This is a genomic window from Brevibacterium permense (assembly GCF_025506275.1).
Taxonomy (GTDB): domain Bacteria; phylum Actinomycetota; class Actinomycetes; order Actinomycetales; family Brevibacteriaceae; genus Brevibacterium; species Brevibacterium permense_A.
The window spans coordinates 77535-89104 of record NZ_QYCP01000089.1; the positions used below are offsets into that span (position 1 = coordinate 77535).

General features: G+C 64.5%; 12 protein-coding genes and 1 tRNA gene. 6 read left to right on the plus strand and 7 right to left on the minus strand.

What is annotated here, in order from left to right; genetic code table 11:
• Positions 1-51: 51 nt before the first annotated feature.
• Positions 52-133 (minus strand) — tRNA-Tyr (locus D3I60_RS11165).
• Positions 134-293: 160 nt separating this feature from the next.
• On the opposite strand from D3I60_RS11165, the gene D3I60_RS11170 reads away from it, so the two are divergent.
• Positions 294-785, plus strand: a complete 492-nt coding sequence (locus D3I60_RS11170; protein ID WP_167194552.1) for a YajQ family cyclic di-GMP-binding protein — start codon at positions 294-296, stop codon at positions 783-785.
• 82 nt (positions 786-867) lie between these two features.
• Positions 868-1089, plus strand: coding sequence for a hypothetical protein (locus D3I60_RS11175; RefSeq protein ID WP_262776418.1), 222 nt, complete (start codon positions 868-870; stop codon positions 1087-1089).
• Between the two features lie 36 nt (positions 1090-1125).
• Here the strand turns inward: D3I60_RS11175 and D3I60_RS11180 are convergent, their stop codons facing one another.
• On the minus strand, positions 1126-2052 hold the full coding sequence (locus tag D3I60_RS11180; RefSeq protein ID WP_262776344.1) for a GTP pyrophosphokinase: 927 nt from the start codon (positions 2050-2052) through the stop codon (positions 1126-1128).
• A gap of 355 nt (positions 2053-2407) precedes the next feature.
• On the minus strand, positions 2408-3826 hold the full coding sequence (locus D3I60_RS11185; protein WP_262776346.1) for an FAD-dependent oxidoreductase: 1419 nt from the start codon (positions 3824-3826) through the stop codon (positions 2408-2410).
• A 181-nt stretch (positions 3827-4007) separates the two neighbouring features.
• Between D3I60_RS11185 and rarD the strand changes: the two genes are divergently transcribed.
• From rarD to D3I60_RS11205, 4 genes are all read left to right on the plus strand, one after another.
• Positions 4008-4919: an EamA family transporter RarD gene (gene rarD / locus D3I60_RS11190; RefSeq protein ID WP_262776348.1), complete on the plus strand. Its 912-nt coding sequence runs from the start codon at positions 4008-4010 to the stop codon at positions 4917-4919.
• 200 nt (positions 4920-5119) lie between these two features.
• The gene (locus D3I60_RS11195) at positions 5120-5521 is read left to right on the plus strand and encodes a GntR family transcriptional regulator (RefSeq protein WP_172174274.1); all 402 of its coding nucleotides are present in this window, start codon (positions 5120-5122) and stop codon (positions 5519-5521) included.
• 3 nt (positions 5522-5524) lie between these two features.
• Positions 5525-6436, plus strand: coding sequence for an ABC transporter ATP-binding protein (locus D3I60_RS11200; protein WP_262776350.1), 912 nt, complete (start codon positions 5525-5527; stop codon positions 6434-6436).
• Positions 6433-7176: a hypothetical protein gene (locus D3I60_RS11205; RefSeq protein ID WP_262776352.1), complete on the plus strand. Its 744-nt coding sequence runs from the start codon at positions 6433-6435 to the stop codon at positions 7174-7176. Before D3I60_RS11200 ends, D3I60_RS11205 begins: the two co-directional genes overlap by 4 nt.
• Before the next feature lie 41 nt (positions 7177-7217).
• On the opposite strand, the gene D3I60_RS11210 is transcribed toward D3I60_RS11205, so the two are convergent.
• The 4 genes from D3I60_RS11210 to D3I60_RS11225 form a co-directional block, all read right to left on the minus strand.
• A complete protein-coding gene (locus D3I60_RS11210) occupies positions 7218-8285 on the minus strand; it encodes a permease (RefSeq protein WP_262776354.1) in 1068 nt (355 codons plus the stop codon).
• A gap of 69 nt (positions 8286-8354) precedes the next feature.
• Positions 8355-9365 (minus strand): polyprenyl synthetase family protein, encoded by a 1011-nt coding sequence (locus D3I60_RS11215; RefSeq protein WP_172173675.1) that lies wholly within the window; start codon positions 9363-9365, stop codon positions 8355-8357.
• A 94-nt stretch (positions 9366-9459) separates the two neighbouring features.
• Positions 9460-10761 (minus strand): geranylgeranyl reductase family protein, encoded by a 1302-nt coding sequence (locus tag D3I60_RS11220; RefSeq protein ID WP_262776356.1) that lies wholly within the window; start codon positions 10759-10761, stop codon positions 9460-9462.
• 2 nt (positions 10762-10763) lie between these two features.
• Positions 10764-11492 (minus strand): demethylmenaquinone methyltransferase, encoded by a 729-nt coding sequence (locus D3I60_RS11225; protein WP_262776358.1) that lies wholly within the window; start codon positions 11490-11492, stop codon positions 10764-10766.
• Between the last annotated feature and the right edge of the window lie 78 nt (positions 11493-11570).

The window sequence follows — 11570 nt, forward strand, 5'->3', positions numbered from 1 at the left end:
TAAAGAGAGAAGCTCCGTGACCTCTCGGTCACGGAGCTTCTCCGGTCTGCGTGGCAGATATAGGATTCGAACCTATGAAGGCAATGCCGGCTGATTTACAGTCAGCTCCCTTTGGCCGCTCGGGCAATCTGCCGCAGGTGGCGCTCGATGAGCACCTGAAAAGAATACAAGGCTCGGACCCGAATCTCCAACTCGGTAGACGCAGATCACAGTTCGAGGCCTCGACTAGACTCGGACTCAACAGCCGAGCCCGTTTCCAACGGGCATCAACGATCGCAGACTAAGGAGCATTCATGGCCAGCGAATCCTCATTCGACATCGTCAGCAAGGTCGACCGCCAGGAAGCCGACAACGCACTCAACCAGGCCGCGAAGGAGATCAACTCCCGCTATGACTTCCGCGGCACCGATGCGTCGATCGCTTGGAGCGGCGAAGCCGTGCAGCTGAAAGCCAACAGCGAGGACCGGGTCAAGGCCATCCTCGACGTCTTCCAGTCGAAGCTGGTCAAGCGCGGAATCTCGCTGAAGTCCCTCGAGGACGGCGAACCGTACCCCTCCGGCAAGGAATACCGCATCGATGCGTCCCTCAAGGAGGGCATCGACAAGGACAATGCGAAGAAGATCTCGAAGATCATCCGCGACGAGGGCCCCAAGGGCGTCAAAGCCCAGATCCAGGGCGACGAGCTGCGCGTGAGCTCAAAGAAGCGTGACGACCTGCAGGAAGTCATCGCTCTGCTCAAGGGACAGGACCTCGACGTCGACCTGCAGTTCACGAACTACCGCTGATCCCGCCTCGGGGTGAGCCGGGTCATGGACCGGCCCGGCTCGGCCCGTCGACGACTCATTTCGTCACCCCGCGGCTCTCGGCATCGGCCCGCGAATCTATGACATCCGCTCCCCACGCGTGCCGAGCGTGGAGGAGCTGCGCAAACTCATCGAGACGGCGCTCAAGCATGTGCCCGCGAATCGTCTGTGGATCAAACTCGACTGCGGACTGAAGACGCGTGACTACACTAAGGTGCGCGCCTCTCTGGCCAAATTCGTCGCCGCGCGGCAGGCCGTGGTGGAATCGGTCCCGGTCACGGTCTGAGCCGCCTCGGCGAGGGTCACCCCGGCAGGGTCCGGGTCAGTGTTCGGGAAGCTCGAGTGGGATGTAGTACAGACCTTTCGAGTCCTCTTCGACAATGGCCCGGAGGCGATCGTCGAGGTGGATGAAATCGTTGACCTTGATGGTGCCCTTCTGGCCGCTGAGGCGGCGGATGGCGAAGGCTGGGATGAGCCCCTGGCGTCCCGAAGCGTCGACGGCGAGCGCGTACTTCGGGCCGGTCGCGCGGACCCGAACGTCGATGCCCGTGTCCTGTTCCCGCAGTTCGTCGAGTTCGACGACGGGTTCCGGGTTCGTCAGCGCGGTGAGCTCGACGGCCAGGGTATCGGCCATGTCATCGACGGTCGCGAGCATGTTCGCCATGGCACGGGCGAATTCGCCGTGCAGCTTGCTCGGCTTCATCGCAGCGCCGGGTTTGTACATGTCCTCGTGGGTCAGTTCGCTCCAGGCGTCCTGGAGGCGGGTCTTGACCTGGATCTCGGCGAAGACCGGCGGCCCTTGGTCAGATGGGATGCGCAGGATGACGTGGCAGGCGCGATAGCCGCTGGCCTTCGGCGGGTCCGTATAGTCTTTCCACTCGATGAGTTCGAAGGCGCCCAGCTGATCGGGATCGCGCAGCGCAGCGAAAATCATCGACTGATCACGCGGTGATTTGCACAGCACCTTGACGCCGACGATGTCACGGACCTGGTCTTCGACATCCTCGGTAGAGGTGATCGTCAGATTCGGATCGTCTGCGGTCTTCTCCGTCAGCTTCGCCAGGGTCCGGGCGGCGTCCTTGATCCGATGACCATCGACGTCGAGGCGGGAGATGTCCTTGTCCTTGAGCAGACCCTTCTGCTGTTCGGTCAGCCAGTGTTTGATCCGCACCGCCGCCGTCTGCCAGGCGTTGAGCCGTTCGACATAGGCACGTTCGACGATCGTTTTGAGCTGCGATTCATTTCTCACGCGGTCTCCCCTGCCGGCCTTCAGTCCAATGGTCCATGCTCGCTGGTGCGATCTGCTGCACGCGGGCGTGACTTGGTGTGCGCTGGCGTGCTCTGGACGTCTCCGACTCTACGCGGTGGAAGCATCAGGCACCGGCAGCGACTCGTCCAGCCATTGCTACGGGAGGAGAAGTCACTGCCGGTGCCAGATGGCCCCAGGAGTGGAGAAAGTAAGGCTAAGCGGACGGTAAGGCACTAACGGTGCTGGATGCCTAAGCTCTGGGAGGTGCCACGGTCGTGCGTGGTGCTCGAACGGCGCGGGAGGCCTCAGCCATGTGTGACACTCCGACGGCGCGAAGAGCGCCCGGTGGCATACCTCAGATGCCTGCGGACGGCTGCCCGACGGATTCGGCGGTGACGTGTCCGCGCGCCTCGGCGAGCATGGCTTCGCGGGTGGCGAGCTTGATCCGCTCACGCCCCTCGACCTCGCCGGCCGCCTTCTCAGCGGCCTCAACCCGGTGGTAGCCCTCCCAATCGGCGAAGTCGACGCCCTTGGACTCGAGGAGTTCGAAGATGGCCGATTCATCCGGGTAGACCGGATCGGTGAGCACGCCGGCGGCGCGGTCGTCGAGGATGTGGCCGATGGTCTCGAGCGCATCACCCTTCGTGTGGCCGATGAGACCGACGGGTCCGCGCTTGATCCATCCCGTGGTGTACACGCCCTGAACGACATCGGCTTCGGCAGCCGTGGTCTGATCATCGGAGTCGACGACGCGACCCTCATGGTTCGGGATCACACGCTTGCGGTCGTCGAAGGGCAGTTGCGGCAGCTGAGTGCCCGCATATCCGACGGCGCGGTAGACCGCGTCGAGTTCCCAATCGTGGAAGCTGCCGGTGCCGTTGACACCGCCGGAACCGTCGAGTTCCATTCGTTCGGTGCGCAGCCCCGTCACCTTGTCCTCGCCGAGGATGGCGACCGGTGAGTGCAGGAAGTGCAGGTGGAGACGCCGCTTCGCTCCGGTGGGTTCACGCATGGTGAAGTCCGTAAGCGTCTTTGCGACCTGCTTGGTCTGGTTGCTCGACTCGATCGCCTGCATCGACCCTTCGTCGAACTCGAAGTCCTCCGGGTAGACGATGAGGTCGACGTCTTTGACGGCGCCGAGTTCGCGCAGCTCCAGCGGGGTGAACTTCGCCTGAGCCGGTCCGCGACGGCCGAATATGTGGACGTCGGTGACCTTCGAGGACTTCAGCCCCTCGTACACGTGATCGGGGATCTCCGTGGTATGCATATCGTCGGCCTGCTTCGCCAGCACGCGGGCGACGTCGAGGGCGACATTGCCGTTGCCGATGACGGCGACGCGTTCGGCGTCCAACGGCCAGGACTGCGGGACGTCGGGATGCGAGTCGTACCAGTTGACGAAGTCCGCTGCACCGTAGGATCCGGGCAGATCGATGCCGGGCAGATCGAGTGCGGCATCGACGAAGCATCCGGTGGAGAAGATCACCGCGTCGTAGCGGTCGGTAAGCTCTTCGAGGTGGAGGTCAACTCCGTACTCGACGTTGGAGAACAGGCGGATGTCGCCTCGGTCGAGGACCTTGATCAGGGCATTGATGATGCCCTTGATCCGCGGGTGGTCGGGAGCGACTCCGTAGCGGACGAGCCCGAAGGGAGTCGGCAGACGATCGAAGAGATCGATGCTCAGATCGAAATCACGTTCCGCCTTAGTCATAAGATCGGCCGCGTAGATCCCAGCAGGACCGGCGCCGACGATGGCCACCCGGAAGGGACGAGTCATTCTCACACCTCTCTGTTCAGTCCCACCGAGTCTATCGTCAATGTAGGTCATCCTTACAATGACGTGACCAAACTCGCATTGCCGCAGCATGACAAGCAGACGGCAGGCCTCCCCCACACGACGCCATCTCACCGTCGGTCCCACCGCACCCTCGACAGCCCGCTTCATTAGACTTAAGCCTGTGAGCCAGAACCCTGCCCCCGATGAGAGCGCAATCCGCCGTGCCGGCCTGATCAACGGATTCTCCGCCTACCTTCTCTGGGGTGTGATGCCGCTGCTCTTCGCGGCCGCGGCACCCACCGGCGCCCTCGAACTCGTCTCCCACCGAGTCATCTGGTCGCTGGTCTTCTGCGCCATTCTCCTCGTCTTCACCGGCGGGTTCCTGCGCACCTGGCAGATTCTGCGCTCACCGCGCCTCTTCGGACTGCTGCTTCTGGCCTCGGTGCTCATCGCCATCAACTGGACGACGTTCATCTACGGGGTCGAAACCAATCAGCTCGTCGAAATCTCACTCGGCTACTACCTCAACCCGCTCATCTCCATCGGTCTGGGCGTGGTCTTCCTCGGTGAGAAGCTGCGTCCGCTGCAGTGGACGGCCGTGGGCTTCGGTCTGCTCGCGGTCATCATCGTCGGCATCGGCCTCGGCCGCGTCCCCTACCTCGCTTTCACCGTCGCCCTTTCGTTCGGCCTCTACGGGTTGGTGAAGAACAAGGTCGGCAGCCGAGTCGGCGCCCTCGAGGGCATGGCCGTCGAAAGCCTCGTCCTCGCTGTCCCCTCGGCGATCTACCTCATCGCCCTCGGCTCACTGGGATTGCAGACGTTCACCGGCGTCGGCGGCTGGCACGTCTTCGTCATCATCATCACCGGTCCCGCGACTGCGATCCCGCTCATCCTCTTCAGCGCCGCCGCCCGCCGCATCCCGCTGTCCTGGGTGGGTATGCTCCAATACCTCACTCCGACCATCCAATTCACCCTCGGCGTCACGGTGCTCGGCGAGATGATGTCGACGACCCGCTGGATCGGGTTCTTCGTCATATGGATCGCCGTGATCCTGCTGTGCACGGACATGATCCGCCACAGCCGGCACCGCTGACCAGGAACGAAACCCCCGACACCTCTCTATTGCTACCTGACGGCGGCTCAGCAACCTCGCGCGAGGTTGCTGAGCCGCCGTCAGGTAGCAATAGGGGCGGGTCCCAGGATTACCCGCTCGGATCGCCTCCGGCCCTTGACACCACGTCTGGCACCATGGTTCCTTAGTTAAGTAACTAACCAACTCGCATGGAGCCGAATGTGATCGACGACGCCAAACCCCTGTTCACTCAGATCGCCGAGAAGGTCGAGGACTCGATCCTCAACGGCACCCTGCCCGAGCTCTCCCGAGCGCCATCGACGAACGAACTCGCGACCTTCTACTCCATCAATCCGGCCACCGCCGCCAAAGGCATCAACCGACTCGTCGACAAAGGCGTGCTCGAGAAGCGCCGCGGCATCGGAATGTTCGTCACCGAGGGGGCCCGCGCTCTGCTCATCAACGAACACCGGACCACCTTCTCCGAGAACTTCATCAGCCCCCTGCTGAATGAGGCCAATCGCCTCGGGCTGGGGTCGAAGGACGTGATCGCGCTCATCGAAGAGCGCTCCCGAGAACTCCACCTGACCACCGCACTCGATCCGACCGCAGCGAAGGGATGACCCATGAACTCCGTCGTCGAGGTCCGCCACCTCACCAAGACGTACAAGACCGCTAACGCACTCGAAGACGTCAGCCTCAGCATCGAAAAAGACTCGATCTACGGACTGCTCGGACGGAACGGCGCCGGCAAGACGACGCTGATGTCGATCCTCACCGCCCAGAACTTCGCGACCAGCGGCGACGTCGAAGTCTTCGGAGAGGACCCGTACGAGAACGCCCGGGTGCTCAGCCGCATGTGCTTCGTCCGCGAAAGCCAGAAGTACCCGGATGACTCCAATGCCGGACATGCCCTGGCCAATGCCCGCCTGTTCTTCCCCCACTGGGATCAGGACCTCGCCGAAGAACTCGTCGATGAGTTCCGACTGCCGCTGAAGACGATGACGAGGAAGCTCTCACGGGGCCAGCAGTCGGCCGTGGGCGTCATCATCGGGCTGGCCTCCCGCGCCGAAATCACCTTCTTCGACGAGCCCTACCTCGGCTTCGACGCGGTGGCCCGGCAGACCTTCTACGACCACCTCATCGCCGACTACGCCGAGCACCCGCGCACCATCGTGCTCTCGAGCCACCTCATCGACGAGGTGGCCGATCTCATCGAGAATGTCATCGTCATCGACCGTGGCCGCATCATAATGGATGAGACCACCGAGGAGGTCCGCAGTCGCGCGGTCAACGTCGTCGGTGATGCCGACGCGATCAATCGGCTCGTCGCCGGTCGCGAGGTCATCCACCGCGAGTCCCTCGGGCGAGTCGCCTCGGTGACGATGCTCGGCCAGCTCAGCAATGCCGATCGCGAACTCATCGCCGACGCCAATCTCGACCTCATTCCCGTCTCCCTGCAGCAGCTCATCGTGCGCAGCACGCAGGCAGACGACCAGCCCGCCGACGACATCGAAGTCAGGAGCCTGCAGTCATGACCGCCGCAATCGACCACTCGCCCCATTCACCGACTTCCCGTCCGAAGAACCGCACCCTGGGGGTCGTCCGCCTCCAGTTCACGAACACTCAGACCTTCGTATGGGTCCCCGTCCTGGTGCTCGGCGGAGTCTGGCTGATCACCCTCACCATCTACTGGATCATCTCGGCTTCGGGCGTCGACGGGCCGATGTACAGTGGAGGATCACAGGCCCCGCTGTGGTATTTCGCCGTCGTCGGGGCCCAGGCGATGAACCTCACGTTCTACTTCTCGCAGGCCATGAGCCTGACCCGGCGTGAGTTCTACCTCGGCTCGCTGCTCGCGGCCGCGATGAGCGCCGTGGGGGTCTCCGCCGTCTTCGTCGCGCTCGGAGTCATCGAACAGGCGACGGGCGGCTATGGAATGGGCGGCTACTTCGCCTACCTGCCGTGGGTCTGGGAAGGCGGACCGCTCGCCGCCGGGATCATCTACTTCGTCCTCACGATGCTGTGGTTCATCCTCGGGTTCTGGTTCGCCATCGTCAACAAGCGCTTCGGGGCACTCATCCTCACACTCTCGCTCATCGTCATCGCCCTGGTGCTGTTGGCAGGCGCCGCTCGGCTGAGCTTCGAGCAGGCGTGGGGCGAGCTGTGGATGTGGTTGGCGGACACGCAGGCGATCGGTCTGGCCCTGTGGGCGTTGGGGCTGACAGTGATCTTCGCCATGGGCTCGTACCTCACCCTGCGCCGCCTGACGACATAGTCCGCAATCGCCCTCACCGAGGCGGCGACGCGGTCAGCAGCTCAGCTGAGCAGGGCCAGCGCTCCCCCGGCCAGTACCGCGGCAACCGCCACGGCCGCACCCATCGCTGCTGTCGTCTTCCACCCCATGGCCCGTCCGACCATGACCATCGACGGGATGCTCAGCGCCGGCAGGGCGATGAGCAGAGCACCCGTGACACCGGCCCCGACCCCAAGGGGAACGAGGGTGAGGATGATCGGGATCTCTCCGCCGGTGGGGATGACCAAGAGGGTCGCCACAACCGCCACGATGAGGACGGCACCGGCACCCAATCGGGCTTCGAGCCCGAAGACACCGGTCAGCCACGGTGCGATGAGTCCGATGACGAAGACGAGCGCGAGATGTTCGGGCACGAGGATGAGGGTGAACCTGGCCAAGGACCGCAGATAGCGCATGGGCAGAGACAGCAGATTCGCCGAGGCGGGTGCGGGCTCCGGTGCCGCCTCGGCGGGTCCGCTCACCCACCGTCCGATGAGCGCGGCGGCACCGACCGCGACGAGGAGCGCGAAGACGATGCGCACCGCCATGTACTGCCACGGCAGGACGAGGGCCAAGAAGATGATGACCGCGGGGTTGAGCAGCGGATTGCCCACCCAATAGGCAAGAGCGGCCGAACGGCGCACACCGGAGTCCCGCAGGCCTGCAGCCACCGGTGCCGCACAGCAGGTGCACATCATCGATGGCATCGACAAGGCGGCACCGACGAGGGACTGACCGGTGTGGCTGCGGCGGTTGAGCAGCCTCAGCAGCCAGCCACGCGGCACCAGTGCGTCGATAGCCGCCGCGACGAGCAGTGCCACCAGCAGCGCTTTCCACACGGCGGTGAAGTACACGAGCGTGAAGACCCACGCGCCCGACAGCGACACCGTGTCCCCGGCGGCATCGAACAGCGGGGCACCGTCCCACAGGGACGTCCGGCTCATCGTCCACGCCTTGTCCCAATACGGCAGCCATTTCGACCAGCTCAGGCCGACGACGAGCAGCACAGCGAGTACGCCGACCCCGATCCAGTCGGCGGCGCCGAGCCTCTGCGGAGTCCGAATCGGTGCCGAAGCCGAGGTATGCGTCATCGCGGTATGTCCTTTGTGCCTGTGCCGACACGGCTGAGAGACAGAAGAGAAACGGTGAGGGGTGGGAGCTCAGGAGGTGCGGGCGACGACGGAGTCGGCGAAGGCGAACAGCGATTCCTTGATCTGGCCCTCCGGCAGCGGCGCGAGAGCCGCCTTGGCCTCATCGGCCCAGCGCGCAGCCTCTGCTCGGGCCTTCTCCGTCACCGGATGCGCTGCCAGCGCCGCACGGGCGGTCTCCAAAGCGTCATCGGAGGTCAGATCCGCGTCGAGGAGGTCGACCACTTCGGCGGCGGCGGCATCCCCGTCGGCGGCAGCAGCCCGAACGTAGAGCACGGGCAGGGTGGGAACGCGTTCGCGCAGATCCGTGCCCGGGGTCTTTCCCGACTCAGAGGATGTGGTGGTGAGGTCGATGATGTCATCGGCGAGCTGGAAGGCCACACCGACGCGTTCGCCGAAGACCCGGACGGGTTCGGCCAGAGCAGAATCGGCTCCGGAGAACATGACGCCGAAGCGCGCCGAGGTCGCGATGAGCGATCCGGTCTTATCGGCGAGCACCTGGATGTAATGCTCGATCTCGTCGGCGCCTTCGGGCGGGCCGGCGAATTCGTTGAGCTGACCGAGGACGAGACGCTCGAACGTCTCGGCCTGGATGCGCACGGCTTCGGGACCGAGCTTCGCGGTGACGCCGGAGGCCTTGGAGAACAGCAGATCGCCGGTGAGGATCGCCACCGAATTGCCCCACACCTCGTGGGCGGCCTTCGCACCGCGGCGCACGGGAGCATCATCCATGACGTCGTCGTGGTACAGCGATGCGAGGTGGATGAGTTCGACAGCGACGGCCGCATCGATGATGTCGTCGTTCTCCGCATCGCCGAGGCGGGCGGTGAGCAGCACGAGGTTCGGGCGGGCGCGTTTTCCGCCGGCGGCCAGCAGATGCTTCGATGTCTCGTCCGGCAGTCTCCGCGTCTGTTCGGTGACCTCGTAGAGACGGGCCTCCACGGTTTCCAACTGAGTCGAGAGCTCTGCCGCGAGCTGGGCGTCGTCACCGGTGAAGGTGGCCGGAGAGGCTGGGTGGCTCATGTCCTCGTCATTCGTCGTAGTCGGTGTCGGCATGGTGTTGTCGCAGCCCTTGCGCTCAGAGTTCTTCACTGTGGTCTCACCGTGGTCCTTGCGCTCAGACATTGCTGGTGGCCGGGACGATTCGGGTCAGGGCCGAGATGATCCTGTCGATGAGATCGGCCTCGGAGACCTTCGGGTCGCGGTAGAGGTTCGCCAACAATTTGACGACGAACTCCATCACAACGTCAACACCCATACCGTACTTGATTCCGAACTGCATGAGCGCAGGATGGCCGATGATCGAGGCGAAAACGCGTCCCAGGGTGAAGTAGCCGCCCAGCGAATCTCCGAGCAGAGCCGGGTACTCCTCCAACCGACGACGCATCACGGACTGCGGGTAGCGCGAATAGGTGGAGATCACCTCGGCGGCGATGCGTGCGGATTCCAGGGCGTAGTCGATGCCTTCGCCGTTGAACGGGTTGACCATTCCTCCGGAGTCGCCGACGAGCAGCAGACCACGGTGGAAGTGCGGTGTGCGGTTGAAGGCCATCGGCAGGGCCGCGGATTTGATCGGACCCAATGAGGTGGTTTCGTCGATGCCCCACTCGTGGCCCATGTCGGCGATCCACTGGTTCATCATTCCGCGCAGATCCACGGATCCGAACTGGGGCGAGGAGTCGAGCAGTCCGGCGCCGATGTTCACTGTGCCGTCGCCGAGGGGGAAGATCCACCCGTATCCGGGCAGGGTCTCGGATTCCCCGGCCGCGTTCGTCGACCGCATCTCCACCCAGGATTCGATGTAGTCATCGGCGTGCCGTGGCGTCGTGTGATAGGCACGGGCGGCGATTCCCATCGGACGGTCGTCGCGCTTCTCCAGCCCCATGGACACGGCCAGGCGGGAGGAGACTCCGTCGGCTGCGATGACGATCGGTGCCCGGAAGTGAGCCTCGGGCCCCACTCGGCGACCGCGGTGATCTGTTCCGGAGGCGTGGACGCCGCGGATCCACCCGTCGTCGCCCACGTCCGGGGACATGGCGCGAACCTGTTCGAAGAGCCGGGCCCCGCTGCGCTGGGCATGACGAGCGAAGGCCTCGTCCATGCTCATCCGCGGGCGGGTCACCCCGTAGTTCGGGGTGCCGTCGATCTCGGGCCAGTCGAGTTCGAGCCGGTGGCCGCCGCCGATGAGGCGCAGCCCCTTGTTCCTGTGCCAGCCGTCGGATTCCGGCAGATCCATTCCGAGATAGCCGGCCTCCTTGACCGCGCGCGGAGTCAGGGCATCGCCGCAGATCTTGTCGCGCGGGAATCCGGACTTCTCCAGGATGATGACCTCGTGCCCGGCCTGGGCGAGGTAGGCGCCGATCGCCGAGCCGGCCGGGCCGGCACCGACGACGACGGCTTCGGCATCGAACTCATTCATCGTCAAGGCTGGGTCGGCTCCGAGGCGCCTGCCGCCTCGGCGGGTTTGAGGGCATGGTGGACTGCGACGATTCCGCCGGTGAGGTTGCGGTACTTCACCTGGTCGAAGCCGGCGTCGAGGATCTGGTGGGCGAAGGCGTCCTGGTTCGGCCAGGCTCGGATCGACTCAGCCAGGTAGACGTAGGCTTCGGGGTTCGACGACACGGCACTGGCCAAGGGCGGCAGGGCCCTCATCAGGTACTCCTTGTACACGAGGCTGAAGGCATCGAGCGTCGGAGTGGAGAATTCGCAGATCACGAGACGTCCGCCGGGCTTGAGAACGCGCAGCATCTCGGTGAGCGCCAGGTCGACATCGTGGACGTTGCGGATGCCGAAGGAGATCGTGACGACGTCGAAGCTCGAATCGGCGAAGGGCAGGTCCATCGCATCGGCGTAGATGAAGTCGATCTGCGGATGCCGACGACGCCCCTCGGCGAGCATTCCCGTGGAGATGTCCCCGGCCACCACCTCGGCGCCGTGGTGGGTGAACGTCATCGAGGAGGTGCCGGTGCCGGCAGCCAGGTCGAGCACGCGCTCACCGGGCCCGGCGGCCACGGAATGGGCCACGGTGCGCCTCCAGGCACGGGCGAAGCCCAAGGAGAGGACATCGTTCGTGAGGTCGTAGCGGGAGGCGACATCGTCGAACATCGACGCGACGTCTGCGGGCTGTTTGTCCAGCTTGGCACGGTTCATGACCATATTCTCTCAACACCTGAACCGGGAGGGCGAATCCGGATCGCTGGTACCCGCGATCCTGAACTAGAATCGACG